Here is a 26,500-nt window from a genome sequence, read left to right as displayed (position 1 = left end):
GCCTTCAACATCCCGATCATCACCCTTCTGGACGTCCCCGGCTTCCTGCCGGGCGTCGACCAGGAGCACGGTGGAATCATCCGGCACGGCGCCAAGCTGCTCTACGCCTACTGCAACGCCACCGTGCCGCGGATCTCGGTGATCCTGCGCAAGGCCTACGGCGGTGCCTACATCGTCATGGACTCCCAGTCCATCGGTGCCGACCTGACCTACGCCTGGCCCACCAACGAGATCGCGGTCATGGGTGCCGAGGGCGCCGCCAACGTGATCTTCCGCAGGCAGATCGCCGAGGCCGACGATCCCGAGGCCATGCGCGCCCGCATGGTCAAGGAGTACAAGTCCGAGCTCATGCACCCCTACTACGCGGCCGAACGCGGCCTCGTGGACGACGTGATCGACCCGGTCGAGACCCGCTCGGTACTGATCCGCTCGCTCGCGATGCTCGCCACCAAGCACGCGGACCTGCCGTCCCGCAAGCACGGCAACCCACCCCAGTAAGGCAACGCCCATGAACGACGAGACGACGACGGTACAGGTGACACGCGGCCGCCCCGACCCCGACGAGCTCGCCGCGCTGCTCGTCAGCCTGGCTCTGTGCACCGGCGGCTCGGGCGACGGTCCGGACACCGCGGGCTCCGGCTCGCCCGCGCCCCCCTGGACGACGCCCGCCGCCTACCAGTCCCCGGCCTCGTGGACCCGCCCACAGCTGCGGAACACCGTTTTCTGACCGTCTTGTGCGTAACAGGCGGGACAACCCGGAGTCATATTTGAAATCAGTGCCGACAACAGATCGGAAGAGTTTTAACGCCCCATTGTTCAAGTGATCAGGATCTCCCCGGAACGCCCTGCGGGGTGTACTCTCCACAACCACACCGATGATATACATGAAATTGCACCGGAGTGATTACCGATGCATCACCGGCGTCGCTGCGCCGCGGCCGTCGGTATTTGACTCGCCAGTCATCGGACACATGTCATACCGGGGGAGACACCATGGATCCGATCCGCATCCTGATCGCCGACGACCACACGCTCTTGCGCAACGCCCTCGCCGAACTCCTGGAGACGGAGGGTGGTCTCGAGGTGGTGGCGGTCACGGGTGACGTGCCCACACTGCTGCTCCTGGCGGCCGAGCACCGGCCGGACATCGTCCTGCTGGACATCGAGATGCCCGGCAACGAGGACCCGCGGACGACAGTACGCGGGCTGCAGGACGTCTCCCCCGATGTGAAGATCCTTGTCCTCACCATGCACGACGACCCGACACTGGTTCAGTCGCTGCTCCCCCTGGGCATTCGCGGGTTCCTCCACAAGACGGTGACCCGGCAGACACTGTCGGCGGCCGTGCGCGGCGCATGCACCCCGGGCAGCCCGGTGACGGTGTCGCTCTCCGAGGGCCGGCTGGCCGCGAGGGCCGCCTCGCCGCAGGGACCGTTGTCCCCGCGCGAGACCGAAGTGATCGACCTCGCCGCGCAGGGACTCAGCAATTACCAGATCGCCCGACGCCTGGGCATAGCCGAGGGCACCGTGAAGCGCCACATGCGCAACATCTTCGACAAGTTCCAGGCGCGTTCCCGGGTGGAGGCCGCCAACAAGGCGGTCGAGACCGGACTGATCGCCCACCCCGTGCCCATGACCAGCCGGCGCCCACGCCCCCACACGCTGGGTCTCGCCACGCTCTCCTAGAGAATGGCCGGATCCCGTGCGCGGTCCTGACGGCGGGCCGAACCCGTCACCGGGTACGGGCCGGAACAGGGCGCCGAGTAGGCCACCACCCCGGCGTCCTCGGGGGTTTCGCGGCCCGACAACTCCCACAGGGCGTCCCGGACGGCCGCGAGCTCGTCCCACAGCCGTACGTACTCCAGGGCGGGACCGCTCGTGGTGACGCTCATCACCTGCGGGCCGTGCAACTTCACGACGGAGCCGAGGCCTCTGGGGCAGGCCAGTGCGTAGGCTTCCGTGGCCCGCCGGTGCCAGAGAAGGTTGCTGCCCGCCACGACCGCCACGCCCAGCGGCACCAGCCACGCCCCCTGCAGGGCCAGTGCCACCTGGCGCATCCGCACCGACCTGCCCGAGGCGGCATCCTCTGCCGGGGGAGTGCCGTCCAGGTCCACGCTCTCCCACCGGTCGAGCACCAGCATGTCCGTACGACGCAGGCCAGGGTGCCGGAGCCCCTTCATCGCCCCGGCGCCTGCACGACGAGACAGGACCAGGTGAAGCCGGCCCCGGCACTGAAGACCAGCGCGACCTCCCCCGGGCCCAGGGCGCGCGAGGCGGTCAGCTCCGCCAGTCCCGCCGACGCGTCCCCGGCGCCGAGGTGGCCGGTCGTCCGACCGTAGTCGAGCGGCTCGGCGTCCACGCAGTCCGCCAGGATCGGCAGCCAGAACTCCTGGAGAGTCTTCACCCCGAAGCGCGGCAGCACCGCGTAGCGCAGGCGTGGGTCGCGCGGCTCGATCCCCGCGTCGTGCAGCGCCTCGGCGACGATCGTGCGGATGGCGTTCTCGTTGGCCCGGATGAACTGCTCGTGCCCGTGTTCGTGGAGGTAGGCACGCTTGGTGGCGCGCATGTCGACGCTCGGGCGGTGGCTGCGCGCGGCCGGGGCGAAGGGGTCGGCACCGCGGTGCATGGACTCCAGCTCGGGGGCCGCCATGGTCACGACGGACAGCAACCGCAGCGCGTCCTCCGGCGCGGCCGGTGCCCGCAGCAGCAGTGCCGTGCCGGCGTCGCCGTACACGACTCCGTAATCGCTGGCCCAGCGGTCGAATCCGGGTTCGGTGAACCGGTCCCCGGTGGTCACGATTCCCCAACGGAATGCTTCGGGAGAATGTGCCGCGTCCGCCGTCAGCCGGGCGACGGTCAGCTCCACTCCCGCCGCCCCGCCATTGCACACCTGCTGAATACCGACCGGCAAGGCGTGATGTGCGCCCAGTTCATGGGCGATGTAATGCGCCGGAGACCACAGGTCGTGGCCCTGGTAATACATCCAGGCATGTGCGCAGACATCGAGGTCCTTGGCCTCGGCACCGGCCGCTCGCAGCACCTCGCGGGCCGCGCGCAACGCCATGCCGGGTGCCGACTCCGGGCCGGCCTCGGGGACCTCCGAGTGGCCGAGTTCCCTGGCCTGCCGGATGCGCAGCCGCCCCTCGGTCACCGCGTCGGCCATCCGGGCACGGCCTTCCGGCAGCCACAGCGCGGCGGCCGCGATACCCACCGGTTCCACCGGCTTCATGCTCCGCACCACCCTCCCGTACGTCTGGTCAGATGCCCTTGCCGAACACCCTGGCGCATGAGCATGAAAGGGCGGGCAAAGATCGTTCAAATGCCGGTCGATGTGCCCTCGGGGGCACATCGGGGTGCCACTTTGGATGGGGTTGCCGTCGCCCGAGAAGCGGCGATTGGATTCGAGGCGTCAAAGAATTCAGCAAGACGGAGAGGAAGACCCGATGAGCGACGCCGCCATTTCCGAGGAGTTGCGAGAGAAGATCCAGGGGATCGTCGCCGAGGTCCTGGAAGCGGACGTGGCCGAGCTTTCGGACGGCACCAGCTTCGCGGACGATCTCGACGCCGACTCGCTGCTCGTGATCGAGATCTTCTCGCGCTTCGAGCGCGACCTGGGGATCAAGATCCCCCAGGAGGACCTCACCGAGCTCGACAACCTGCCCGCCGCCTACGCGCTGGTGGCCAAGTACACCCAGGGTGCCATCGCCGCCTGAGCCGGCCGCCCGGCGCGCGGCGGACCCCCGACCGCCCCGTACCTGGGGCACCACGCCCCCGGCGTCCTACGACAAAACCCCCTGACCCGCATGTGCGCAGGTCAGGGGGTTTTTCCTTGTGGAGCCTAGGGGAGTCGAACCCCTGACATCTGCCATGCAAAGACAGCGCTCTACCAACTGAGCTAAGGCCCCGTCGGGGACCAGACTACCCGGTACCTGGAGTGTTTCCCGACCGGGTATCGCCGGGATCCACCACTCTCCGTAGGATGCACCGCAAGATTCGCTGGAGCGAAGCGAAGGGGAGAGCGAATGGACGCAGCACAGCAGGAAGCCACCGCCCGCGCGCGGGAGCTGCAGCGCAGCTGGTACGGAGAACCTCTGGGGGCGCTCTTCCGCCGTCTGATCGACGACCTCGGTCTCAACCAGGCCCGTCTCGCGTCCGTTCTGGGGCTGTCCGCGCCCATGCTCTCCCAGCTGATGAGCGGTCAGCGGGCCAAGATCGGCAACCCGGCGGTGGTGCAGCGGGTACAGGCCCTGCAGGAGCTCTCCAGCCAGGTCGCCGACGGCAGCGTGAGCGCGGCCGAGGCGGCCGAGCGCATGGAGGAGGTCAAGAAGAGCTCGGGCGGCTCGGTCCTCAACTCCACGCAGACGACGGCCAGCAGCGGCGCGCCGACCGTGCGCCGGGTGGTGCGCGAGATCCAGTCCCTGCTGCGCTCGGTGGCGGGCGCCGGGGACATCATCGACGCGGCCGGGACACTTGCCCCGACCCATCCCGAACTGGCCGAGTTCCTCCGGGTGTACGGCGCCGGGCGGACGGCCGAGGCCGTCGCGCACTACGAGGCCCATCAGAGCTGACCGTGCCGGGGCGGGACCGGTGCCGGGGGAAGCGGGGGCGACGCGTACGCCATGGGTGAGGTCTTCGCTGGGCGGTACGAGCTGGTGGACCCGATCGGGCGGGGCGGGGCGGGCGCCGTCTGGCGGGCCTGGGACCAGCGCCGGCGGCGTTACGTGGCGGCGAAGGTGCTGCGGCAGAGCGACGCCCACACGCTGCTGAGGTTCGTCCGCGAGCAGGCGCTGCGCATCGACCACCCCCATGTGCTGGCTCCGATGAGCTGGGCGGCGGACGACGACAAGGTGCTGTTCACCATGGAGATGGTGAGCGGCGGTTCGCTCGCCCATCTCATCGGCGACTACGGGCCGTTGCCGCCGCATTTCGTGTGCGTCCTGCTGGACCAGTTGCTGTCCGGGCTCACCGCGGTGCACGAGGAAGGCGTGGTGCACCGGGACATCAAACCCGCCAATCTCCTCCTGGAGGCGACCGGTACGGGACGGCCGCATTTACGCCTCTCCGATTTCGGGATCGCCATGCGCAAGGGCGAGCCGCGACTGACGGAAACCAACTTCGTTATGGGCACCCCCGGTTACTTCGCACCGGAGCAAATGCTCGGCGAGGAACCCGACTTCCCCTCCGATCTCTTCGCCGTCGGCCTGGTCGCCCTCTATCTGCTCACGGGCCGGAAACCGGACGCCGAGGCGCTGGTGGAGCGCTTCCGGGAGCGGGGCGTGCCGGGCGCCCCCGAGGAGGTGCCCGCGCCGCTGTGGGAGGTGGTGGCGAACCTGCTGCACCCGGACCCGTACGCCCGCTTCCGTACGGCCGCCGGGGCGCGGAAGGCCCTGGCGGCGGCCGTGGAGCTGCTGGATCCACCGCCCGCGGACGAGGAGCGGATCGAGGTCTTCGACCAGCTGGGCCCGCTGCCCCCGGGCTTCGGCCCCGACGGCCCGGAGCCACGCCGTACGGACCACCGGCCGCCGTACGTCCCCCCGCTGCCGAACTATCCGCCCACGCGCCCCTACACCGCCCCGCGGCCCGTCTCCGGGCCCCTGCCGCCCCCGCCCCCCGGCCCGCCCCCGCAGACGCCTCCAGGGGCCGTACGCGGCCGTGCCGGGCCGCCCGCGAAGGTGGCCGTTCCCGTACTGCTGGTGGCGCTGCTCTGCCTCGCCGTGGGGGTGTGGGCGCTCGCCGTCAGCTGAGGAACGGGCCCGGAGGGCCACCCCGAGACACCTTCACGTTCGCAATCATTTTATTTGCAAACGCAACCGCATCCCCCGATCGGCCCAGCGGGGACCGGGAGGAGAGAACGGGAGGAGAGGACGGGACGGGAGGGCGGGAACGAGACAGGGCCCCGACCGCCGTGGCGGTCAGGGCCCTGCGTCAGGCTTGGGGTGGCTCACACGCCGGAGCCTGCGGGCACGGAGTCGGTCGCCTCCGTCCACAGGTCCTGCTCGGCACGATCCGCCTGGATCTGCCGGTACACGAGGAGCCCGCCGATGGCGGCCAGTGCGACCAGGAGCAGCTTCTTCACCGCGCGACCTCGTCTTTCGTCGACGTAAGGGGACCTCTGGTGGCCGATGATACACACCGGCCGATACCGATCGGTGACCTGCGTCCGGTTCCGAACTGCCCAAAGCGATCGGCCCGGACGGAGAATTTCCGTCCGGGCCGATCGTGTGGTGGGGCTAACAGGACTTGAACCTGTGGCCTCTTCCTTATCAGGGAAGCGCTCTAACCGTCTGAGCTATAGCCCCGCGCCTTGCGACACCGAAAGATTAGCGCACGTGGGGCCCAGTCCCAAAATCGCGCCCGGGCCCCCGTGCGCACGCGTGCTACTCGTCCTCGGCGAGAGTGAGCTCCACGCCGCCCACGAAGCCCGCGGAGAGGTTGTAGACGAAGGCGCCGAGCGTCGCCAGAGCCGTCGCCAGGACCACGTCGATCACCGCGATGACCGTCGTGAAGAGCAGGACGTGCGGCAGCGACAGGAAGGACTCCAGGTCGAAGCCGCCACCCTCGCCGGAGGCGGTGGCGTCGCTGACGGTGCCACCGACGGCGGAGAAGACGCCCATGGTGTCCATGACCAGCCACAGCACGGTGGCGGCCACGATCGTGCAGACGCCCAGCGCGACCGACAGCAGGAAGCTGACCTTCATCACCGACCACGGGTCGGCCTTGGCCACCCGCAGCCGGGCCTTGCGCGTACGCGCGGCCGTGGCGGGCGCGGCGGCGGCCGCGGGAGCCGCCGGACGGGGCTTGGGGATGCCGGCGGGCGCGCCGGCCGCGGGGGCGGCCTGCTGGGCCGCGGAGCCGCCCTTGCCGCCGTTCCCGGCCGCGTTCCGGCCGGCGCCCTTGGCACCGCTCCTGCCCTCGGCGGCCGCCTTGCCGGCACCGTCGGCGGCACCGGAAGCGGAACCGGAAGTGGAAGTGGAAGCCGGAGGCTCGTAGGCCTTCGGCGGGTGGTACGGCTGCGGACCTCGGGTCTCCGTCACGGTCTTCCCCCTGCCTGCGGGCCCGGCCCCGCCGTCACCGGAGCCGGCGCCCTCCGCGCCGGCCGTGGCCTTGCCGGCCGCGGCCTTCTCGACCGAGACCTTGGCGGCCTTATCGGCCTTGCCGGCCTTGTCGGCCTTGCCGTCGGCCTTCTCGGTCGCCACGACCGTGCCGGCCTTCCCGGCCTTCGGGGTCGTCACGGCCTCGTCGGCCTTGCCGGCCTGCTCGGCCTTGCCGGCCTTGTCGTCGGCCTTCCCGGCCTCGGCGGCCGGCTCGGCGTCCGCGGTCTTCACGGCCTGCTCCGCGTCGGTGGTGCCGGGCTTGTCCGTATCCGTGTCCGTATCCGAGCCACGGGCACCGGACTTGCCGGTGGCGGGCCGGGCAGGCTCCCGCCGTTTGGTACCCGCACCGCCGCCGGCGGTGCCCGTGGCTCGACTCACTCTTACTCCTCGGTGTCCTCGACCGGGGGCGCGATGACCTCGGCCGCCTCGGACCCGTCGCCCTCGGCTGCGTCGGTGACGTCGTCGTCGACACCCTCAGCCTCGCGACCGGCCTCGGCGTTCCGGGCGATGCCCACGACGGCATCGCGCTTGCCCAGGTTGATCAGTTGGACGCCCATGGTGTCACGGCCCGTCTCCCTGACTTCGTTGACCCGTGTACGGATCACACCGCCGCTCAGCGTGATGGCCAGGATCTCGTCGCCCTCCTCGACGACCAGAGCCCCGACGAGCGATCCGCGGTCCTCCACGATCTTGGCGGCCTTGATGCCGAGGCCACCACGACCCTGCACGCGGTACTCGTCGACGTTCGACCGCTTCGCGTAGCCACCGTCGGTGGCCGTGAAGACGAAAGTACCGGGGCGCACCACATTCATCGAGAGGAGCTCGTCGCCCTCGCGGAAGCTCATGCCCTTGACACCGGACGTGGCCCGGCCCATCGGACGCAGCGCCTCGTCCGTCGCGGTGAAGCGGATCGACTGCGCCTTCTTGCTGATCAGCAGCAGGTCGTCCGCGGCCGAGACCAGCTCGGCGCCGATCAGCTCGTCCTCCGCGCCGCTCTCGGTCTCGCGCAGGTTGATCGCGATGACACCGCCGGAGCGCGGCGAGTCGTAGTCCTTGAGCGAGGTCTTCTTGACCAGGCCGGACTTGGTGGCCAGCACCAGGTAGGGCGCCACGTCGTAGTCGCGGACGGCGAGGATCTGGGCGATCTTCTCGTCCGGCTGGAACGCCAGCAGGTTGGCCACGTGCTGGCCGCGGGCGTCACGGCCGGCGTCCGGCAGCTCGTACGCCTTGGCCCGGTAGACCCGGCCCTTGTTGGTGAAGAAGAGCAGCCAGTGGTGGGTGGTGGAGACGAAGAAGTGGTCGACGATGTCGTCCTCCTTCAGCTTCGTCCCGCGTACGCCCTTGCCGCCGCGCTTCTGCGAGCGGTAGTCGTCCGTCTTGGTCCGCTTGACGTAGCCGCCGCGCGAGATCGTGACGACGATGTCCTCTTCGGCGATCAGGTCCTCGATGGACATGTCGCCCTCGAAGGGCACCAGCTTGCTGCGCCGGTCCTCGCCGAACTTCTCGACGATGGCCGTCAGTTCCTCGCTGATGATGCCGCGCTGCCGCTCCGGCGAGGCCAGGATCGCGTTGTACTCGTTGATCTTCTGCTGGAGCTCGTCGTGCTCCGCGGTGATCTTCCGGTGCTCCAGGGCGGCCAGACGGCGCAGCTGCATCTCGAGGATGGCGTTGGCCTGGACCTCGTCGATCTGCAGCAGGCTCATCAGGCCGGTGCGGGCCTCGTCCACGGTGTCGCTGCGCCGGATGAGGGCGATGACCTCGTCGATGGCGTCCAGGGCCTTCAGCAGGCCGCGCAGGATGTGGGCGCGCTCCTCCGCCTTGCGCAGGCGGAAGCGGGTGCGGCGGACGATGACCTCGATCTGGTGCGTCACCCAGTTGCGGATGAACGCGTCCAGGGAGAGGGTGCGCGGCACACCGTCGACCAGGGCCAGCATGTTGGCGCCGAAGTTGGTCTGGAGATCGGTGTGCTTGTAGAGGTTGTTGAGGACGACCTTGGCGACCGCGTCCCGCTTGAGGACGATCACCAGGCGCTGGCCCGTACGGGAGGAGGTCTCGTCGCGGACGTCGGCGATGCCGCCGATCCGGCCGTCCTTGACCAGGTCGGCGATCTTCTGCGCGAGGTTGTCCGGGTTGACCTGGTAGGGCAGCTCGGTGACCACCAGGCACTGGCGGTTCTGGATCTCCTCGACCGCGACGACGGCCCGCATGGTGATCGAGCCGCGGCCGGTGCGGTACGCCTCCTCGATGCCCTTGCGGCCCACCACGAGGGCGCCGGTCGGGAAGTCGGGGCCCTTGATCCGCTCGACGAGCGCGTCGAGCAGTTCCTCGGAGCTCGCCTCGGGGTTGGCCAGGAACCACTGGGCGCCCTCGGCCACCTCGCGCAGGTTGTGCGGCGGGATGTTGGTGGCCATACCGACGGCGATACCGGCGGAACCGTTCACCAGCAGGTTGGGGATGCGCGACGGCAGGACCGTCGGCTCCTGGTTGCGGCCGTCGTAGTTGTCCTGGAAGTCGACGGTGTCCTCGTCGATGTCCCGGACCATCTCCATCGACAGCGGCGCCATCTTGCACTCGGTGTAGCGCATGGCGGCGGCCGGGTCGTTGCCCGGGGAGCCGAAGTTGCCGTTGGAGTCCACCAGCGGCATCCGCATGGCCCAGGGCTGGGCGAGGCGGACGAGCGCGTCGTAGATGGAGGCGTCGCCGTGCGGGTGGTACGTACCCATGACGTCACCGACGACACGGGCGCACTTGTAGAAGCCCTTCTCGGGCCGGTAGCCGCCGTCGTACATCGCGTAGAGCACGCGGCGGTGCACCGGCTTGAGACCGTCGCGGACGTCCGGGAGCGCACGCGAGACGATGACGCTCATCGCGTAGTCGAGGTAGGAGCGCTGCATCTCCGTCTCGAGCCCGACGGGCTCGACGCGCATGCCCACGCCCTCCAGCGGGGCGGCCGCGCCCTCCGGAGTGACCTCCGGCACGGGAACGGTGGGGGTGTCAGGCGTTTCGTCGGCCATTGCTGTTCAAAATCCTTTCGCTGACGGCGGTTGTCCGTGGCCGACAGGTCAGATGTCGAGGAAGCGGACGTCCTTGGCATTGCGCTGGATGAAGGAGCGCCGGGCCTCGACGTCCTCACCCATGAGCACCGAGAACAGGTCGTCCGCCTGGGCGGCGTCGTCCAGGGTGACCTGGCCGAGCACGCGGTGGTCGACGTCCATGGTGGTGACGCGCAGCTCCTCGGCGTTCATCTCGCCCAGACCCTTGAAGCGCTGGACGGAGTCGTCCTTGATCCGCTTGCCGTTCTCGCGGCCCAGCTGGATGAGGGCGTCGCGCTCGCGGTCGGAGTAGGCGTACTCGAAGTCGTCCTTGCCCCACTTGATCTTGTAGAGCGGGGGACGGGAGAGGTAGACGTGCCCGGCCTCGACCAGCGGCCGCATAAAGCGGAAGAGGAAGGTGAGCAGCAGGGTGTTGATGTGCTGACCGTCGACGTCGGCGTCCGCCATCAGGATGATCTTGTGATAGCGGAGCTTCGCGATGTCGAAGTCCTCGTGCACACCGGTGCCGAAGGCGGAGATCAGCGCCTGGATCTCCTGGTTCTGCAGGATCTTGTCGATCCGGGCCTTCTCCACGTTGAGGATCTTGCCTCGGATCGGGAGGATCGCCTGGTACTCCGGGTTACGGCCGGACTTGGCCGAGCCGCCGGCGGAGTCACCCTCGACGATGAAGATCTCGCACTTGGCCGGCTCGTTCGACTGGCAGTCGGACAGCTTGCCCGGCAGCGACGCCGTCTCCAGCAGGCCCTTGCGGCGGGTGAGGTCGCGCGCCTTGCGGGCCGCGACGCGCGCGGTGGCGGCCTGGATGGACTTGCGGATGATGTCCGCGGCCTCGTTCGGGTTGCGGTCCAGCCAGTCCGTCAGCTGCTCGTGGACGACCTTCTGCACGAAGGTCTTGGCCTCGGTGTTGCCCAGCTTGGTCTTGGTCTGGCCCTCGAACTGCGGCTCGCCCAGCTTGACGGAGATGATCGCCGTCAGGCCCTCGCGGATGTCGTCGCCGGTGAGGTTGTCGTCCTTCTCGCGGAGCAGCTTCTTGTCGCGGGCGTAACGGTTGATCAGACCCGTCAGCGCCGCGCGGAAGCCCTCCTCGTGGGTGCCGCCCTCGTGGGTGTGGATGGTGTTCGCGAAGCTGTAGACACCCTCGGTGTACTGGGTGTTCCACTGCATCGCGATCTCGAGGGAGAGCATCCGCTCCTTGTCCTCGGCGTCGAAGTCGATCACCGTGGGGTGGATGACCTCGCCCTTGCGCGAGTTCAGGTAGCGGACGAAGTCCGAGATGCCGCCCTCGTAGTGGTAGCGGACCGAGAGGGGCTTGCCCTCCTCGTCCACGTGGGCCGGGCGCTCGTCCGTCAGCGAGATGGTCAGGCCCTTGTTGAGGAACGCCATCTCCTGGAAGCGCCGCGAGAGCGTCTCGAAGGAGTACTCGGTGGTCTCGAAGATGTCGCCGTCGGCCCAGAAGGTGACCGAGGTACCCGTCTCGTCCGTCGGCTCGTTCTTCTGGAGCGGGGCGGTCGGGACGCCCAGCTTGTAGTCCTGCGTCCAGCGGTAGCCGTCGGTCTTGACCTCGACCGCGACGCGCGTCGACAGCGCGTTGACGACCGAGACGCCGACGCCGTGGAGACCGCCGGAGACCGCGTAGCCGCCGCCGCCGAACTTGCCGCCCGCGTGCAGCACGGTCAGGACGACCTCGACGGCCGGCTTGCCCTCGGAGGGGACGATGCCGACCGGGATGCCACGGCCGTTGTCGTCGACGCGCACGCCGCCGTCGGACAGGATCGTCACATCGATGGTGTCCGCGTGACCGGCCAGGGCCTCGTCGACGGAGTTGTCGACGACCTCGTACACCAGGTGGTGGAGGCCGCGCTCACCGGTGGAGCCGATGTACATACCGGGCCGCTTGCGGACCGCGTCCAGTCCCTCCAGGACCGTGATCGCGCTGGCGTCGTACGACGACGGCTCGGCGCCGGGCGCGGTGCCCGCCGGCTCGGAGGGGTGGGTGTTCTCGTTGGGGTTGCCGGAATCGGCCACGAAGCGCCCTTTCTGGCACAGCACAGGCCTTCCCTGCTGCGGTCGGGGGTGCCCGGGGCAGGCAGGAGCGGCTGCGTCGTTCAGCGTTTATCGACGAGTCCCGCGATTCCGGCGGGATTACTACACAGTGTACCGGTGGCGCTGACATGAATGGGGGTTTGGCGGTGCCTGAGTCCTCATGTGCCGCCCTGAACCGGCATCAGCCGACTCCCTATATGGGGACCGGGGCTCCAAGAGGCTCACGGAGGCACTCAGCGCTTCGGGCTGTCAACCGGCAGCTACCGTGAGCGGAGTCTCAGCCGTTGGCGGGTGTCACTCCGTTCACGGCCGTGCCACCCGAAGGTCAACCGGCGTCGTACCGTCACCCGTAGGTGTCGCCGGGTCCCGTGCTCCCGGGGGCGCGCAGCGGCCCGTAACGGCGCCCGGGGCCGCCGGGCCCCAGCACCTTGATCATTTCGACGGTTCCCTGGCCCAGGTCGTCGTTGAGCCGGGCCACCAGCTGCGGGGCCAGCAGGCGCAGCTGCGTCGCCCAGGCCGTCGAGTCGCACTGCACCGTCAGGACGCGGGCCTCCTCGTCGTAGCGCTGCGGCTCGCAGTGCAGCGCCACCTCCGGGCCCACCATCTGCGGCCAGCGGCCCATCACCCCGCCGACCGCCGCCGGGGTCTCCCAGCCGCGCTCGGTGATCAGCCGGTTGATGGCGGCGCCGAGCGGCAGCGGGTCCCGCCCGTCGGCGCGCGCGCCGGAGCGCAGGCCCCCGCGCCGCGCCTGCTTCTTCTGCTGCGCCGCGTTGCCCCGCGCCCGCGCCTGCTCCTTGGCGGCGCGCAGCGCCACCCGCGCCAGGTCCACGCCCGAGGGCTCGGGGGTCCTGGGGGCCGGGTGCTTCTCGCCGTGTCCGTTCATGCGCGGTGTCCGTTCGTGCCCGCTCGTCATGCCCGCTCGACCCTGCCCTCCGCGACCGCGTACCGCGCGCCCGTCAGCACGCCCGGCACGTCGTCGTCCACGGCGGCCGTCACCAGCACCTGCTCGCCCGGGGCCACCATCTCCGCCAGCCGCTCGCGCCGGCGGGCGTCCAGCTCGGCGAAGACGTCGTCGAGCACCAGCACCGGCTCGTTGCCCTCCGAGCGCAGCAGCTCGTACGAGGCCAGCCGCAGCGCCAGCGCGTAGGACCAGGACTCGCCGTGGCTGGCGTAGCCCTTGGCCGGCAGCCGGCCCAGCTTGAGCAGCAGCTCGTCGCGGTGCGGCCCGACGAGCGTCACGCCCCGCTCGATCTCCTGCTTGCGCGCCTCGGCGAGGGCGGCGAGCAGCACCTCGTACAGCTCCTCGCGGGTGTGGGCGTCCTCGCCGCCGGCCGGGCCGCGGTACTCGAAGGAGACCGGGCCGCCGCCCGGCGCCAGCTGCTCGTAGGCCTTGTCGGCCAGCGGCCGCAGCACGGTGATCAGGTCCAGCCGCCGTGCCAGCAGCTCCGCGCCGGCCCGGGCCAGGTGCTGGTCCCAGATGTCGAGGGTGGACAGGTCCATGCCCTTGCCGCCGTGCCGGCGGGCCATGGCCGCGGACTTCAGCAGCGTGTTGCGCTGCTTGAGGACGCGGTCGTAGTCCGAGCGCACGCCCGCCATGCGCGGGGCGCGGGCGGTGATCAGCTCGTCCAGGAAGCGGCGGCGCTCCCCGGGGTCGCCCTTGATCAGGGAAAGGTCCTCGGGCGCGAACAGCACCGTGCGCACGATGCCCAGCACGTCGCGCGGCCGGACCTGGGAGGAACGATTGATCCGGGCCCGGTTGGCCCGTCCGGGGTTGAGCTCCAGCTCGATCAGCTGCTGCCGCTCCCCCTGGGTGACGGCGGCGCGGATGACCGCCCGGTCCGCGCCCATGCGCACCAGGGGCGCGTCGGAGGAGACGCGATGGCTGCCGAGGGTGGCCAGATAGCCGACGGCCTCGACGAGATTGGTCTTCCCCTGGCCGTTGGGGCCCACGAAGGCGGTGACGCCCGGGTCGAGGGCCACCTCGGCCCGGGCGTACGAACGGAAGTCGGCGAGCGACAGATGCGAGACATGCATGGTTGCGCGCCGACCTCCCCCGGCTGCTGCTGGGTCTACTTCTTGGTCTCGACCGCGTGGCCACCGAACTGGTTGCGCAGCGCGGCGATCATCTTCATCTGCGGCGAGTCCTCCTGGCGCGAAGCGAAGCGCGCGAAGAGGGAGGCCGTGATCGCGGGGAGCGGCACGGCGTTGTCGATGGCGGCCTCGACCGTCCACCGGCCCTCGCCGGAGTCGGCGGCGAAGCCGCGCAGCTTGTCGAGGTGCTCGTCCTGGTCGAGGGCGTTGACGGCCAGGTCCAGCAGCCAGGAGCGGATGACCGTGCCCTCCTGCCAGGAGCGGAAGACCTCGCGCACGTCGGTGACGGAGTCGACCTTCTCCAGCAGCTCCCAGCCCTCGGCGTAGGCCTGCATCATCGCGTACTCGATGCCGTTGTGGACCATCTTGGCGAAGTGGCCCGCACCGACCTTGCCCGCGTGCACCGAACCGAAGTCGCCCTCGGGCTTGAGCGCGTCGAAGACCGGCTGGACCCGCGCCACGTGCTCGGCGTCGCCGCCGTACATCAGGGCGTAACCGTTCTCCAGACCCCAGACGCCACCGGACACACCGCAGTCGACGAAGCCGATGCCCTTGGCGGCGAGCTCCTCGGCGTGCTTCTCGTCGTCGGTCCAGCGGGAGTTCCCGCCGTCCACGACCACGTCGCCGGGCGAGAGCAGCTCGGCGAGCTCGTCGATGGTGGACTGGGTCGCGGACCCGGCCGGGACCATGACCCACACGACGCGCGGGCCCTGGAGGGAATCCACAAGCTCCTTGAGGCTGTGGACATCCGCCAGGTCGCGGTTGCGGTCGTATCCGATGACGGTGTGGCCTGCGCGGCGGATGCGCTCGCGCATGTTGCCGCCCATCTTGCCGAGACCGACGAGACCGAGCTCCATGGGTGATCCTCTTTGCCGTAGTCGTGCGATACGTACCAGGGGTACGGTCCGAGCCTACGCCGGGGCGCCGCCGCACACCTGTGGGGAGGAGGCGCTCAAAAGGCGACGGCGTTCCGCGCCCCACGAGGGGCGCGGAACGGTGTCCGACCGGCGACTCAGCCGGACAGGCGAACCGGCATGATCAGGTACTTGTACGCGTCGTCCGCCTCGGCGTCCACAGCCGGCCGGCCGCTCAGCAGGGCCGGCTTCGTGGAGGTCGTGAAGGACAGCTGGGCCACCGGCGAGTCGATCGCCGACAGACCCTCCAGCAGGAAGCCCGGGTTGAACGCGATGGAGATGTCGTCGCCGTCGAGCTGGGCGTCGACCCTTTCCACAGCCTGTGCGTCGTCGCTGGAGCCCGCCTCCAGGATCAGCACGCCCTGCTCGAAGCTGAGGCGGACCGGGGTGTTGCGCTCGGCGACGAGGGCCACGCGCTTGACGGCCTCGACGAACGGGGCGGTCTCGATCACGGCGACGGAGTTGAACTCGGTCGGGAAGAGCGTGCGGTACTTCGGCAGGTCGCCCTCGAGCAGGCGGGTGGTGGTACGGCGGCCCGCGCCCTCGAAGCCGATCAGGCCCTCGCCGGCACCGGAGCCGGACAGGGCGATCGAGACGGTGTCGCCGCCGCTGAGGGACTTGGCGGTCTCCAGCAGCGTCTTGGCGGGCACCAGGGCGACCGCGGAGATGTCCGGGGTCTCCGGCTTCCACATGAACTCGCGCACGGCGAAGCGGTAGCGGTCGGTGGAGGCCAGGGTGACCGTGTCGCCCTCGATCTCGATCCGCACACCCGTGAGCACCGGCAGCGTGTCGTCACGGCCGGCGGCGATGGCCACCTGGGCGGCGGCGGAGGCGAAGACCTCGGCCGGGACGGTGCCCGTGGCGGTCGGCATCTGCGGCAGCGCCGGGTATTCCTCCACAGGCAGGGTGTGGAGTGTGAATCGCGAGGAGCCGCAGACCACGGTGACCCGCACGCCGTCGGTGGAGATCTCCACAGGCCTGTTGGGAAGTGCGCGGCAGATGTCGGCGAGCAGCCGGCCGGAGACGAGGACGGTGCCGTCCTCCTCCACGTCCGCCTCGACCGAGACGCGGGCCGAGACCTCGTAGTCGAAGCCGGAGAGGCTCAGGGAGCCGTCCTCGGCCTTCAGCAGCAATCCCGCGAGGACCGGCACCGGCGGACGGGCCGGGAGGCTGCGGGCCGCCCAGGCCACTGCCTCCGCGAGTACATCGCGCTCCACCCGGATCTTCACCGGAACCGCCTCCTGCTTGTTGCTGGCTCGCCCTGCTGGCTTCTTCCTCGGCGCCGAACGCCGGGGACCAGTCTGACGCACGCCGGTGACAGTCGGCGCGGCTGGCGGTCAAGTCGAGGCCAGGGGCGTGGCGCGGCGCTCGGGCCGTTCATCCACAGCACCCACTTCGAAACGAGTTCCCCGCTACATATCCGTGGTCGTAGTAGTAGGGCCTGTGGAAACGGTGGATAACCTTCTTTGCCCAGGTCAGCACGGATTTTTTGTCCACTGCCCCTGTGGGTGGAGCCGGTGGATAACCGGGGGGTTCTGTGGACCACGGAAAGTTCTGCACAGGCGGTGCACAGGTGGGGGCAGGTTCTCCCCAGGTGCGTCCCCAGGTTTACCCACGTTGCCCACAGGCCAACCCGGCATCCTGGTGTGACGCCTTTCACTCGGTGCGGTGAGCTTCGGCGTTTCGTTGCCGAACAGTGGACAGAAGTGTGGAAAGACTGTGTATAACACCGGTTCTCCTGTGGGTGGCCGGTGGACAACCCTCGGCGCCGTTGTGCACAGCTCGGCTGTCCACAGCCTGTGGAAGCCCGTCGACCACAAATCCACACCCCCCTGACCTCGCCTGATGGCATATCAACAGCCTGGCCTGTGGACAGCGTAGGGATAACTTCGCCCTCCCCAGGGTGTGGACAGGGCTTCCGGGCCGAATCTGTGGAGAACCGGCAGGTCGGGACCACTATTCGAACAGGCTGGGGACGGGCCGGGGACCACGCCCGCGCGGTGCCGGCCGCTCCGGGAACGCCGAAGGGCGCTCCGGGAGGTCTCCCGGAGCGCCCTCGGACGGTCCTTCACAGGCCCTGACGGCCTTCCAGCAGTCGCTCCGTCAGCCGTTCTTGATGCGGTTCGTCAGCTCGGTCACCTGGTTGTAGATGGACCGCCGCTCGGCCATCAGCGCACGGATCTTGCGGTCCGCGTGCATCACGGTCGTGTGGTCGCGGCCGCCGAACTGCGCCCCGATCTTCGGCAGCGAGAGGTCGGTGAGCTCACGGCACAGGTACATGGCGATCTGCCGGGCCGTCACCAGCACCCGGCTGCGCGAGGCTCCGCACAGGTCCTCGACGGTGTGCCCGAAGTAGTCCGCGGTCGCCGCCATGATGGCGGTCGCGGTGATCTCCGGGGAGGCGTCCTCGCCGCCCGGGATCAGGTCCTTCAGCACGATCTCGGTCAGGCCCAGGTCCACCGGCTGCCGGTTGAGGCTGGCGAAGGCCGTCACCCGGATCAGGGCGCCCTCCAGCTCGCGGATGTTGCGCGAGATGCGGGAGGCGATGAACTCCAGGACCTCCGGCGGGGCGTTGAGCTGCTCCTGGACCGCCTTCTTCCGCAGGATGGCGATACGGGTCTCGAGCTCCGGCGGCTGCACATCCGTGATCAGGCCCCACTCGAAGCGGTTGCGGAGCCGGTCCTCCAGGGTCACCAGCTGCTTGGGCGGCCGGTCGGAGGAGAGCACGATCTGCTTGTTGGCGTTGTGCAGGGTGTTGAAGGTGTGGAAGAACTCCTCCTGCGTCGACTCCTTGCTCGCGAGGAACTGGATGTCGTCGACCAGCAGGATGTCCATGTCGCGGTAGCGCTTGCGGAACGCGTCCGCCTTGCCGTCGCGGATGGAGTTGATGAACTCGTTGGTGAACTCCTCGGAGCTCACGTAGCGCACGCGCGTGCCGGGGTAGAGGCTGCGCGCGTAGTGCCCGATGGCGTGCAGCAGGTGGGTCTTGCCCAGCCCGGACTCGCCGTAGATGAAGAGCGGGTTGTACGCCTTGGCCGGGGCCTCGGCGACCGCGACCGCCGCCGCGTGGGCGAAACGGTTCGATGCGCCGATGACGAAGGTGTCGAAGAGGTACTTCGGGTTCAGCCGGGCCGTCGGCTCGGCCGAACCCCCGGAACCCGATCCGCCGCCGGAACCCGAGCCGCCGGAGCCGGCCGACGGGGCGGAACGGTCCGGGCGGGCGCCGGGGCCCTGTGCCGGGCCCGGCCGGGCGGCGGGGCCGGCGTCGGGGAGCTCGCGACGCTGCTGCTCGTACGGCGGCCGCTCGGCCCGCTCCGGGGAGCGGTAGTCCGGCTGCTGCTCGTAGGGCTGCTGCTCGTACGGCGACGGGGAGGCGTACGGGTCGCGCTCGCCCTCGGTGAACGCGCCGAGGCGCGGCTGCTGCCAGCCGTAGTCCCCGCGGTCGCCGCCGGCCGGGCCGGAGGCCGCCGAGCCGCGCGGCCAGGCGCCGGGCTCGGGCCGCGACGAGGGGTAGTCGGGGTAGGCGGGGCGCACGGACGGCAGGTCGTCGCCGCCGGACCGGGCGCCGTAGCCCTCGCGGCCCTCGTAACCGCCGCGGTCGCCGTATCCCTCGTACGTGTCGCGGCCGGCCGGGCCGGGGCCGTGCGGAAGCGTCCGGCCGGTCTCCTGGGACTGCGGGGCCGGGGGCTCGCCGGCGGAGTCGTCGACGGTGATCGCGATCCGGATGGGGCGGCCGCACTCGCGGCTGAGGGTCTCGCTGACGATCGGGGCCAGCCGGCCCTCCAGGACGCCCTTGGCGAACTCGTTCGGCACGGCGAGCAGGGCCGTGTCGGCCACCAGGGCCAGCGGCTGGCACCGCTTGATCCAGTGCTCGTCCTTGCTCTCCACGCCCTGCCCCCGCCCCTCACCGAGGAGCTGTTCGAGCACGCGCGGCCACACTGCGGCAAGATCGGCGGGCAGGTCAGCCACGGGGCACGCTCTCTCAGTCACGGGTCACGGGGAGTGTCAAGGGGTCACGGGGGGTGTCTCGGAGTCCCACGAATGTGTGGTTCTCGGGACGGGCGGGAAGGATTCGGAGTTCAGTCACGGTAGTCAGGCCGAGGCGCGTGGTTCAAGTCGTTGTCCACAGGGTGTGTACAAATGTGCCATGCCGCGACGCTTGGCGTCGTGAGGGCCTCGGGGAGGCTACGGTGTATCCCTGGTGCCTGCCGGTTTGACCGGATGGCGTAACCACGCGTACCGTGACCAGGTCGAGTTGTCGATGGCTGCTGCCGCCTGCCTCCGATGGGCAAAGATCACGATCTCCATGATCGGGATTATGAAGCGGTGCACTTGGGCGTATTGCGATCTCCTCGCGGGCGCACGGTGACAGCCAGGCGATGTCCCGCCATCAATTCATTTCTGGAGTCCCCGAGTGAGCAAGCGCACCTTCCAGCCGAACAACCGCCGTCGCGCGAAGACCCACGGCTTCCGACTGCGCATGCGCACCCGTGCCGGCCGCGCGATCCTCGCGTCCCGCCGTGGCAAGGGTCGCGCCCGCCTGTCGGCCTGACCAGCCTGACGTCAAGGTCCATGACGTGCTGCCTTCCGAGTCTCGGCTGAGGCGGCGCGAGGACTTCGCGACCGCGGTTCGCCGAGGACGCAGGGCCGGCCGCCCGCTCCTCGTCGTCCACCTACGCAGCGGTAACACGGACCCGCACACACCGGGGGGAATCGCCCCTCCGGTGCGTGCGGGTTTCGTCGTGAGCAAGGCCGTCGGCGGTGCCGTCGTCCGCAACCTCGTCAAGCGACGGCTGCGCCATCTCATGCGTGACCGGCTGGATCAGCTGCCCGCCGGTAGCCTGGTGGTGGTGCGAGCCCTGCCGGGCGCGGGCGAGGCGGACCACGTTCAGCTGGGCCGTGATCTCGACACCGCACTGCAGCGGCTTCTGGGAGGGGCGCCGCGAAGCAATCCCCCGGGGGGTGACCCCCGGAGCCCCGGTCACCCGGGAGGGAGCGCACAGTGAAGTACCCGCTGCTCTGGTTGATCAAGCTCTACCAGTGGACCATCAGCCCTCTGCTGGGCCCGGTCTGCAAGTACTACCCCTCGTGCTCGCACTACGGCTATACAGCCATCAACGTGCACGGCGCGGTCAAAGGAACGGTGCTGACGGCCTGGCGTATTTTGCGCTGCAACCCGTGGTCGCTCGGTGGCGTCGACCACGTCCCTCCCCGGAAGCGTCCGGTCTGGCACCAGCGGCTGAGGAGCCGACTGGGCGGGAACCCCACCGCGGGGCCCGTCGCACAGCCCGGGACTCAGTCCAACGCCCAAGGAGCCTGATTCGTGGACACGATCCTCGGTCCTCTTTATTACGCTGTTTCCTGGATCATCGTCCAGTTCCACTCGTTCTTCAGCCTGATCTTCAACAAGGACAGTGGCTGGGCGTGGGGTCTGTCCATCGTCTCGCTGGTGGTGCTGATCCGTATCTGCCTGATCCCGCTCTTCGTGAAGCAGATCAAGGCGACGCGGAACATGCAGGCGCTCCAGCCGAAGATGAAGGCCATCCAGGAGCGCTACAAGAGCGACAAGCAGCGCCAGTCCGAAGAGATGATGAAGCTCTACAAGGAGTCGGGCACCAACCCGCTCTCGAGCTGTCTCCCGATCCTGGCCCAGTCGCCGTTCTTCATCTCGCTCTACCAGGTGCTCAACAAGATCGCCGGCGGCCACGAGGTCGGCGTCCTGGATCAGTCTCTGGTCGACAGCGCCCGTAAGGCGCACATCTTCGGTGCCCCGATCGCGTCGAAGTTCATGGACAGCGCGAGCAAGGTCGAGTCCCTCGGCGCCACGCTGACCGACGTCCGTGTCGTCACGGTCATCATGATCGTCCTGATGTCGCTGTCGCAGTTCTACACGCAGCGCCAGCTGATGACGAAGAACGTCGACCTCACGGTGAAGACGCCGTTCATGCAGCAGCAGAAGATGCTGATGTACGTCTTCCCGATCATGTTCGCCGTCTTCGGTATCAACTTCCCGGTCGGTGTCCTGGTCTACTGGCTGACCACCAACGTGTGGACCCTGGGCCAGCAGATGTTCGTCATCCGCCGCAACCCCACCCCGGGCAGCCTCGCCTTCCAGCAGCGCCAGGAGCGCCTGCGGGCCAAGGGCAAGCTGAAGGAGGAGCCGGCGGAGGTCGAGGCCCGCCAGGCCGCCGAGGCCGCCCGTGCGGCCCGCCAGCAGCCCAAGCGCCAGACCAAGGCCAAGCGCCAGGTCGCCGGCACCACGCAGCCGCAGGACCGGGCCACCGCGAGCTCCACGAAGAAGACCACCCTGGAGAAGGGCGGGTCCGACGACACGGCGCAGAAGCCGGGGGGCGGCTCCTCCCGCAGTGCCAAGTCCGGACAGCGCAAGGGCGGCCCGCAGCGGCCCAAGCACCCCTCGAAGAAGTGATGAAGGAGTCCCCTGTGACGGAGACGCAGCGCGAGACCGGCGCCGAGGCCACCGACACCCTGTCCCGCCTGGAGCAGGAGGGCGAGATCGCGGCCGACTACCTCGAGGGTCTGCTCGACATCGCCGACCTGGACGGCGACATCGACATGGACGTCGAGGCCGACCGCGCGTCGGTGTCGATCATCAGCGACTCCACCAGCCGTGACCTGCAGAAGCTGGTGGGTCGCGACGGTGAGGTGCTGGAGGCGCTCCAGGAGCTGACCCGGCTCGCCGTGAACCGGGAGACCGGTGACCGCAGCCGCCTCATGCTGGACATCGCCGGCTTCCGCGCGCGCAAGCGCGAGCAGCTGGCCGGCCTGGGCGCCGAGGCCGCCCAGGAGGCCCGCAGCACCGGTCAGCCGGTCAAGCTGGACCCGATGACCCCCTTCGAGCGCAAGGTGGTCCATGACGCGGTGGCCGCCGCCGGTCTGCGCAGCGAGTCCGAGGGCGAGGAGCCCCAGCGACGAGTGGTCGTCCTCCCCGCCTGACCCAGCCCCATGTCCAGGTGTGTACGGCCCCGTCTGCTCGCAGGCGGGGCCGATCCTTGTCAGCCTGATTTCAGACCCTTTTTGCATGGAAGGACGGTTTCCCGTGGAAGAGGCAGCGGAGCTCCCTCCGGCGCCCGAGGTGGCTCGGGCGGTTTTCGGCGACCGCTTCCCGGAAGCCGTCCGCTACGCCGAGCTGCTCGCGGACGCGGGCGTCAAGCGCGGGCTGATCGGTCCCCGTGAGGTCCCGCGGCTGTGGGAGCGCCACCTGCTGAACTGCGCGGTGCTCGCGGAGGCCGTGCCGGACGGCGTCTCGGTGTGCGACGTCGGCTCGGGTGCCGGCCTGCCCGGCATTCCGCTGGCCCTCGTCCGTCCCGATCTCCAGATCACCCTGCTGGAGCCGCTGCTGCGCCGTACGAACTTCCTCCAGGAGGTCGTGGAGCTGCTGGGCCTGGACCACGTCACCGTCGTCCGCGGCCGCGCCGAGGAGATGCTGGGCAAGGTCGAGCCCGTCCATGTGGTCACCGCCCGTGCCGTGGCGCCCCTGGACCGTCTGGCGGGCTGGGGAGTGCCCCTGCTGCGCCCCTACGGCGAGATGCTGGCCCTCAAGGGCGACACCGCCGAGGAGGAGCTCAAGGGCGCGCGTGCGGCGCTCAGCAAGCTCGGCGTGGTGCGGACCTCCGTGCTCCACGTCGGTGAGGGCGTGGTGGATCCGCTGTCCACCGTGGTGCGGGTCGAGGTGGGCGAGAGCCCCGGCGGTGTGCGCTTCGCGGCCAAGCGGGCGAAGGCGGCCCGGGTGAGCCGCTCCCGCCGCCGTCGCTGACCCTCGTCGCCGTCGCATGGGCACGCCCTCCTCGGGGCGTGCTCCATACAAGCTGGCAAAACGATGCATGACGGAGTGTCGCGTCGGGGTGACGCTGTGTGCCATGCATCGTGTTTCACGTGAAACATCGCTCCCTGCTGCATGGAATCATCGGCCGCGCCCGCGCGGCCTCCGCGCCGCGTGGCCGTCGACCGGTCGAGGATGTGGGATCGTCCACAGGCCCACAGGATTCATCCACAGGAGAACGGGCCTCGCTGGTTCGTGAGCCCGGAAGCATGGCAGGCTCTGTTCATTGCGAGCCTGATGTCGAGGAGAGTGAATCCTTGCGGTCCGACGCCGATATCGCGGGACCGATGACCGATCCGGTCCCCGGCCCCCGCCCCGCAGAGTCCGAGCCCGTCGCCGCTCCCGGTCCTCTGCCCGTGAGCGAGGTGGTTTCACGTGAAACGCCGCCGCCCATGCCGCGGCCGGAGCAGACCCGGGTGATGGTCGTCGCCAACCAGAAGGGCGGTGTGGGCAAGACCACGACCACCGTCAATCTGGCGGCCTCGCTGGCGCTCCATGGCAACCGGGTCCTGGTCATCGACCTCGACCCCCAGGGCAACGCCTCGACGGCCCTGGGGATCGACCACCACGCCGACGTACCGTCGATCTACGACGTGCTCGTGGACAACAAGCAGCTCTCCGAAGTCGTCCAGCCGGTGGTGGACGTCGAGGGCCTCTTCTGCGCACCCGCCACGATCGACCTCGCCGGCGCGGAGATCGAGCTGGTCTCGCTCGTGGCCCGGGAGAGCCGGCTGGATCGCGCGATCAAGGCGTATGAGCAGCCCCTGGACTACATCCTCATCGACTGCCCGCCGTCGCTCGGCCTGCTGACGGTCAACGCTCTGGTCGCGGGCGCGGAGGTGTTGATCCCCATTCAGTGCGAGTACTACGCGCTGGAGGGGCTGGGCCAGCTGCTGCGCAACGTCGAGCTGGTGCGGGGACATCTGAACCCCACGCTGCATGTGTCGACGATTCTGCTGACCATGTACGACGGGCGGACACGGCTCGCATCGCAGGTGGCCGAGGAAGTGCGCAGTCACTTCGGCCAGGAGGTGCTCCGGACCAGCATTCCGCGCTCGGTCCGCATCTCCGAGGCGCCCAGTTATGGGCAGACGGTTCTGACGTACGACCCGGGCTCCAGCGGTGCGCTCTCGTATCTGGAGGCGGCCCGGGAAATCGCACTACGGGGGGTCGGTGTGCACTACGACGGCAGCAGGGCTCATACGGTGGGTCGTCAGCAACAGCAAGACCAGCACAGCATGTCGGAGGGGCTTCAGTGAGTGAGCGACGCAGAGGACTGGGCCGGGGGCTCGGTGCGCTGATCCCGCCTGCGCCGAAGGGTGGGGAGCAGAGCGGACCGGCCGTGGGATCCGGCGCCACCTCTCCGTCCGCGGTGCCGGTACTGACGGCGGAGCGGGGCGTGGCCGCCGCCAAGGTGGCCACGCTTCCGGTGGATGACGTCACCGTTTCCCGTGAAACCGTCGCGCGCGAGATGGAGGGGCTCATCGCCGCTCCGGCGGACGGCGTTTCACGTGAAACAGAGGGCGCTTCGCAGGAGCGTTCCGAGACCGACCACGGGTCGGTCGCCGGGGCGTACTTCGCGGAGCTGCCTCTGGACTCCATCACTCCCAATCCCCGGCAGCCGCGCGAGGTGTTCGACGAGGACGCCCTCGCCGAGCTGGTCACCTCCATCCGTGAGGTCGGTCTGCTGCAGCCCGTGGTGGTCCGTCGGTTGTCGCCGGAGCGCTACGAGCTCATCATGGGCGAGCGGCGCTGGCGGGCCTGCCGTGAGGCGGGGCTGGAGAGGATTCCCGCGATCGTCCGGGCGACCGACGACGAGAAGCTTCTGCTGGACGCGCTGCTGGAGAACCTCCACCGCGCCCAGCTGAACCCGCTGGAGGAGGCCGCCGCCTACGACCAGCTGCTGAAGGACTTCAGCTGTACCCATGACGAGCTGGCCGACCGCATCGGGCGCTCGCGCCCTCAGGTCTCCAACACGCTGCGTCTGCTGAAGCTGTCGCCGACCGTGCAGAAGCGGGTGGCCGCGGGCGTGCTCTCCGCCGGCCACGCCCGTGCTCTGCTCGCCGTCGACGACTCGGAGGAGCAGGACCAGCTCGCCCGCCGCATCGTGGCCGAGGGTCTCTCGGTGCGATCGGTGGAGGAGATCGTGACCCTGATGGGTTCGCGGTCCAAGAGTTCGGGCCGGGCCAAGGGGCCCCGGGCCGGAGGCCGGGTGTCGCCGGCGCTGACCGATCTGGCCTCCCGGCTGTCCGACCGCTTCGAGACCCGGGTGAAGGTGGACCTGGGCCAGAAGAAGGGAAAGATCGTCGTCGAGTTCGCCTCGATGGAGGATCTGGAGCGGATCCTCGGCACGCTGGCCCCGGGAGAGGGCCGGGTGCTGGAGCAGAGGCTCTCCGGCTCCGATGAGGAGCATGCCGAGGGCTAGCCCTTCGACGCGCTCGTAGTGAGGGCGGGTGGTGTTTCACGTGGAACCGTCGCGGGTTCCGGAACACAACCCGCCCTTTGCCTTGTCGCGCTATCGACGCAATCGGCCTCCGGATACGATGCGTTGAGGTGTGGCACATCCACGTTGGACGCGGGTTCACGGAGGGGCGGGGCCATGCGAACGGTGAGCCGGACCGGACTGGTGGCAGCGGGATTGGGCCTGGGGGCGGTCGGCGGATTCGTCGGCAGTCTCCTCAGGGAACGCGGCGCGCTGAGTGCCGCCCGGGGCATGGCACGCGACGGAAGTGAGGAACTGACTGCATGGGGCGTCGGCTCGTACCGCTCACTCTGGACAACCTCCCCGATCTCCCGAAGCGCTGCCGCGCCTGTGTCTTCTGGGAGCTGGACCCTGTCAGCGGCGAAGCCGCACTGAGAGCCGGCCGCCCCGAGCTGGAGAAGGAAGCCTGGATCTCCGCCGTCCTGCTGGAGTGGGGGTCCTGCGGCCGGGTCGTCTATGTCGATGAAGCCCCGGTCGGCTATGTGCTCTACGCGCCCCCGGCCTATGTGCCCCGGTCGACGGCCTTTCCCACGAGCCCCGTCGCCGCGGACGCCGTGCAGCTGATGACCGCCTGGCTGACGCCCGCGTACCAGGGACAGGGACTCGGCCGGGCCATGGTGCAGACGGTGGCCAAGGACGTGCTGCGGAGGGGCTTCAAGGCGATCGAGGCCTTCGGTGATGCCCGCTGGAAGGAACCGGCGTGCGTGCTCCCCGCCGACCATCTGCTGGCGGTCGGCTTCAAGACCGTACGACCGCACCCCCGCTACCCCCGGCTGCGGCTGGAGCTGCGCACGGCGCTCTCCTGGAAGGAGGACGTCGAGCTGGCGCTGGACCGGCTGCTCGGCGCGGTGCAGAAGGAGCCGGCGCTGAGGCCGCTCTAGGACGAAAACGGGGCGGGGGGGGGGGGGGGGGGGGGGGGGGGGGGGGGGGGGGGGGGGGGGGGGGGGGGGGGGGGGGGGGGGGGGGGGGGGGGGGGGGGGGGG

General features: G+C 69.7%; 27 protein-coding genes and 2 tRNA genes. 15 read left to right on the top strand and 14 right to left on the bottom strand.

Annotated features, from left to right (window positions below):
* The 3 genes from AC07BS_RS34535 to AC07BS_RS34525 form a co-directional block, all read left to right on the top strand.
* Positions 1 to 498, top strand: a 498-nt coding sequence (locus tag AC07BS_RS34535; protein WP_478935510.1) for a carboxyl transferase domain-containing protein, incomplete at its 5' end; no start/stop codon positions are given.
* Positions 499 to 508: 10 nt separating this feature from the next.
* Positions 509 to 727: an acyl-CoA carboxylase epsilon subunit gene (locus tag AC07BS_RS34530; protein ID WP_478645108.1), complete on the top strand. Its 219-nt coding sequence runs from the start codon at positions 509 to 511 to the stop codon at positions 725 to 727.
* A gap of 266 nt (positions 728 to 993) precedes the next feature.
* On the top strand, positions 994 to 1,686 hold the full coding sequence (locus tag AC07BS_RS34525) for a response regulator (protein ID WP_478645111.1): 693 nt from the start codon (positions 994 to 996) through the stop codon (positions 1,684 to 1,686).
* Here the strand turns inward: AC07BS_RS34525 and AC07BS_RS34520 are convergent.
* Both AC07BS_RS34520 and AC07BS_RS34515 read right to left on the bottom strand, forming a co-directional pair.
* Positions 1,683 to 2,180: a hypothetical protein gene (locus AC07BS_RS34520; RefSeq protein ID WP_478935509.1), complete on the bottom strand. Its 498-nt coding sequence runs from the start codon at positions 2,178 to 2,180 to the stop codon at positions 1,683 to 1,685. The genes AC07BS_RS34525 and AC07BS_RS34520 overlap by 4 nt on opposite strands.
* Positions 2,177 to 3,229 (bottom strand): ketoacyl-ACP synthase III family protein, encoded by a 1,053-nt coding sequence (locus AC07BS_RS34515; RefSeq protein ID WP_478935508.1) that lies wholly within the window; start codon positions 3,227 to 3,229, stop codon positions 2,177 to 2,179. Before AC07BS_RS34515 ends, AC07BS_RS34520 begins: the two co-directional genes overlap by 4 nt.
* Before the next feature lie 214 nt (positions 3,230 to 3,443).
* Between AC07BS_RS34515 and AC07BS_RS34510 the strand changes: the two genes are divergently transcribed.
* Positions 3,444 to 3,713, top strand: coding sequence for an acyl carrier protein (locus AC07BS_RS34510; RefSeq protein ID WP_478645120.1), 270 nt, complete (start codon positions 3,444 to 3,446; stop codon positions 3,711 to 3,713).
* A 119-nt stretch (positions 3,714 to 3,832) separates the two neighbouring features.
* Here AC07BS_RS34510 and AC07BS_RS34505 read toward each other — a convergent pair.
* Positions 3,833 to 3,905, bottom strand: a tRNA-Ala gene (locus AC07BS_RS34505).
* A gap of 117 nt (positions 3,906 to 4,022) precedes the next feature.
* Between AC07BS_RS34505 and AC07BS_RS34500 the strand changes: the two genes are divergently transcribed.
* Together AC07BS_RS34500 and AC07BS_RS34495 are read left to right on the top strand one after the other, a co-directional pair.
* Complete coding sequence (locus tag AC07BS_RS34500; protein WP_086568698.1) at positions 4,023 to 4,568, top strand: helix-turn-helix domain-containing protein; 546 nt, start codon at positions 4,023 to 4,025, stop codon at positions 4,566 to 4,568.
* A 51-nt stretch (positions 4,569 to 4,619) separates the two neighbouring features.
* On the top strand, positions 4,620 to 5,744 hold the full coding sequence (locus tag AC07BS_RS34495; protein WP_478935506.1) for a serine/threonine-protein kinase: 1,125 nt from the start codon (positions 4,620 to 4,622) through the stop codon (positions 5,742 to 5,744).
* A gap of 197 nt (positions 5,745 to 5,941) precedes the next feature.
* On the opposite strand, the gene AC07BS_RS34490 is transcribed toward AC07BS_RS34495, so the two are convergent.
* From AC07BS_RS34490 to AC07BS_RS34440, 11 genes are all read right to left on the bottom strand, one after another.
* Complete coding sequence (locus AC07BS_RS34490; RefSeq protein WP_003958712.1) at positions 5,942 to 6,076, bottom strand: DLW-39 family protein; 135 nt, start codon at positions 6,074 to 6,076, stop codon at positions 5,942 to 5,944.
* Positions 6,077 to 6,222: 146 nt separating this feature from the next.
* Positions 6,223 to 6,299: transfer RNA gene (locus tag AC07BS_RS34485), tRNA-Ile, on the bottom strand.
* Positions 6,300 to 6,377: 78 nt separating this feature from the next.
* Positions 6,378 to 7,472, bottom strand: coding sequence for a DUF3566 domain-containing protein (locus tag AC07BS_RS34480; protein WP_478935505.1), 1,095 nt, complete (start codon positions 7,470 to 7,472; stop codon positions 6,378 to 6,380).
* Between the two features lie 2 nt (positions 7,473 to 7,474).
* Positions 7,475 to 10,108: a DNA gyrase subunit A gene (gyrA, locus tag AC07BS_RS34475; protein WP_478645129.1), complete on the bottom strand. Its 2,634-nt coding sequence runs from the start codon at positions 10,106 to 10,108 to the stop codon at positions 7,475 to 7,477.
* Positions 10,109 to 10,156: 48 nt separating this feature from the next.
* Positions 10,157 to 12,196: a DNA topoisomerase (ATP-hydrolyzing) subunit B gene (gyrB, locus tag AC07BS_RS34470; protein WP_478645132.1), complete on the bottom strand. Its 2,040-nt coding sequence runs from the start codon at positions 12,194 to 12,196 to the stop codon at positions 10,157 to 10,159.
* Positions 12,197 to 12,533: 337 nt separating this feature from the next.
* The gene (locus AC07BS_RS34465; protein WP_478645134.1) at positions 12,534 to 13,073 is read right to left on the bottom strand and encodes a DciA family protein; all 540 of its coding nucleotides are present in this window, start codon (positions 13,071 to 13,073) and stop codon (positions 12,534 to 12,536) included.
* Positions 13,074 to 13,099: 26 nt separating this feature from the next.
* Positions 13,100 to 14,224, bottom strand: a complete 1,125-nt coding sequence (gene recF, locus AC07BS_RS34460) for a DNA replication/repair protein RecF (protein WP_478645137.1) — start codon at positions 14,222 to 14,224, stop codon at positions 13,100 to 13,102.
* A gap of 35 nt (positions 14,225 to 14,259) precedes the next feature.
* Complete coding sequence (gene gnd, locus AC07BS_RS34455; protein WP_478645140.1) at positions 14,260 to 15,138, bottom strand: phosphogluconate dehydrogenase (NAD(+)-dependent, decarboxylating); 879 nt, start codon at positions 15,136 to 15,138, stop codon at positions 14,260 to 14,262.
* Between the two features lie 155 nt (positions 15,139 to 15,293).
* Positions 15,294 to 16,424, bottom strand: coding sequence for a DNA polymerase III subunit beta (gene dnaN, locus AC07BS_RS34450; protein ID WP_478645143.1), 1,131 nt, complete (start codon positions 16,422 to 16,424; stop codon positions 15,294 to 15,296).
* Between the two features lie 874 nt (positions 16,425 to 17,298).
* Positions 17,299 to 19,164 carry a chromosomal replication initiator protein DnaA gene (gene dnaA / locus AC07BS_RS34445; RefSeq protein WP_478935503.1) on the bottom strand — a complete coding sequence of 622 codons (1,866 nt, stop codon included), beginning with the start codon at positions 19,162 to 19,164 and terminating at the stop codon, positions 17,299 to 17,301.
* Between the two features lie 216 nt (positions 19,165 to 19,380).
* Positions 19,381 to 19,503 (bottom strand): hypothetical protein, encoded by a 123-nt coding sequence (locus tag AC07BS_RS34440; RefSeq protein WP_478645149.1) that lies wholly within the window; start codon positions 19,501 to 19,503, stop codon positions 19,381 to 19,383.
* Between the two features lie 106 nt (positions 19,504 to 19,609).
* Between AC07BS_RS34440 and rpmH the strand changes: the two genes are divergently transcribed.
* From rpmH to AC07BS_RS34395, 9 genes are all read left to right on the top strand, one after another.
* Positions 19,610 to 19,747 (top strand): 50S ribosomal protein L34, encoded by a 138-nt coding sequence (gene rpmH / locus AC07BS_RS34435; RefSeq protein ID WP_003949374.1) that lies wholly within the window; start codon positions 19,610 to 19,612, stop codon positions 19,745 to 19,747.
* 25 nt (positions 19,748 to 19,772) lie between these two features.
* The gene (rnpA, locus tag AC07BS_RS34430; protein WP_478645152.1) at positions 19,773 to 20,201 is read left to right on the top strand and encodes a ribonuclease P protein component; all 429 of its coding nucleotides are present in this window, start codon (positions 19,773 to 19,775) and stop codon (positions 20,199 to 20,201) included.
* Entirely contained in the window at positions 20,198 to 20,515 is a 318-nt protein-coding gene (yidD, locus tag AC07BS_RS34425) for a membrane protein insertion efficiency factor YidD (RefSeq protein ID WP_478645154.1), read from the top strand. Before rnpA ends, yidD begins: the two co-directional genes overlap by 4 nt.
* A gap of 3 nt (positions 20,516 to 20,518) precedes the next feature.
* Entirely contained in the window at positions 20,519 to 21,622 is a 1,104-nt protein-coding gene (gene yidC / locus AC07BS_RS34420) for a membrane protein insertase YidC (protein ID WP_478645157.1), read from the top strand.
* A gap of 14 nt (positions 21,623 to 21,636) precedes the next feature.
* Complete coding sequence (locus AC07BS_RS34415) at positions 21,637 to 22,149, top strand: Jag family protein (RefSeq protein WP_478645159.1); 513 nt, start codon at positions 21,637 to 21,639, stop codon at positions 22,147 to 22,149.
* A gap of 103 nt (positions 22,150 to 22,252) precedes the next feature.
* Positions 22,253 to 22,969: a 16S rRNA (guanine(527)-N(7))-methyltransferase RsmG gene (gene rsmG, locus AC07BS_RS34410; RefSeq protein WP_478645162.1), complete on the top strand. Its 717-nt coding sequence runs from the start codon at positions 22,253 to 22,255 to the stop codon at positions 22,967 to 22,969.
* Between the two features lie 275 nt (positions 22,970 to 23,244).
* Positions 23,245 to 24,294, top strand: coding sequence for a ParA family protein (locus tag AC07BS_RS34405; protein WP_478645165.1), 1,050 nt, complete (start codon positions 23,245 to 23,247; stop codon positions 24,292 to 24,294).
* A complete protein-coding gene (locus tag AC07BS_RS34400) occupies positions 24,291 to 25,460 on the top strand; it encodes a ParB/RepB/Spo0J family partition protein (RefSeq protein ID WP_478645166.1) in 1,170 nt (389 codons plus the stop codon). The genes AC07BS_RS34405 and AC07BS_RS34400 overlap by 4 nt, the downstream gene beginning before the upstream one ends.
* A 320-nt stretch (positions 25,461 to 25,780) precedes the next feature.
* Positions 25,781 to 26,398: a GNAT family N-acetyltransferase gene (locus AC07BS_RS34395; RefSeq protein ID WP_478645169.1), complete on the top strand. Its 618-nt coding sequence runs from the start codon at positions 25,781 to 25,783 to the stop codon at positions 26,396 to 26,398.
* Positions 26,399 to 26,500: the final 102 nt, after the last annotated feature.

The organism is Streptomyces sp. NPDC044063, from assembly GCF_056434285.1.
This window is presented reverse-complemented; position numbering and strand designations above follow the sequence as displayed.

Bases quoted from the DNA above. Each gene is read 5' to 3' on its own strand.
- AC07BS_RS34530 (WP_478645108.1), top strand. From the start codon at position 509: ATGAACGACGAGACGACGACGGTACAGGTGACACGCGGCCGCCCCGAC.
- AC07BS_RS34525 (WP_478645111.1), top strand. From the start codon at position 994: ATGGATCCGATCCGCATCCTGATCGCCGACGACCACACGCTCTTGCGC.
- AC07BS_RS34520 (WP_478935509.1), bottom strand. From the start codon at position 2,180: ATGAAGGGGCTCCGGCACCCTGGCCTGCGTCGTACGGACATGCTGGTG.
- AC07BS_RS34515 (WP_478935508.1), bottom strand. From the start codon at position 3,229: ATGAAGCCGGTGGAACCGGTGGGTATCGCGGCCGCCGCGCTGTGGCTG.
- AC07BS_RS34510 (WP_478645120.1), top strand. From the start codon at position 3,444: ATGAGCGACGCCGCCATTTCCGAGGAGTTGCGAGAGAAGATCCAGGGG.
- AC07BS_RS34500 (WP_086568698.1), top strand. From the start codon at position 4,023: ATGGACGCAGCACAGCAGGAAGCCACCGCCCGCGCGCGGGAGCTGCAG.
- AC07BS_RS34495 (WP_478935506.1), top strand. From the start codon at position 4,620: ATGGGTGAGGTCTTCGCTGGGCGGTACGAGCTGGTGGACCCGATCGGG.
- gyrA (WP_478645129.1), bottom strand. From the start codon at position 10,108: ATGGCCGACGAAACGCCTGACACCCCCACCGTTCCCGTGCCGGAGGTC.
- AC07BS_RS34465 (WP_478645134.1), bottom strand. From the start codon at position 13,073: ATGAACGGACACGGCGAGAAGCACCCGGCCCCCAGGACCCCCGAGCCC.
- recF (WP_478645137.1), bottom strand. From the start codon at position 14,224: ATGCATGTCTCGCATCTGTCGCTCGCCGACTTCCGTTCGTACGCCCGG.
- gnd (WP_478645140.1), bottom strand. From the start codon at position 15,138: ATGGAGCTCGGTCTCGTCGGTCTCGGCAAGATGGGCGGCAACATGCGC.
- AC07BS_RS34440 (WP_478645149.1), bottom strand. From the start codon at position 19,503: ATGGAGATCGTGATCTTTGCCCATCGGAGGCAGGCGGCAGCAGCCATC.
- AC07BS_RS34405 (WP_478645165.1), top strand. From the start codon at position 23,245: ATGGCAGGCTCTGTTCATTGCGAGCCTGATGTCGAGGAGAGTGAATCC.
- AC07BS_RS34395 (WP_478645169.1), top strand. From the start codon at position 25,781: ATGGGGCGTCGGCTCGTACCGCTCACTCTGGACAACCTCCCCGATCTC.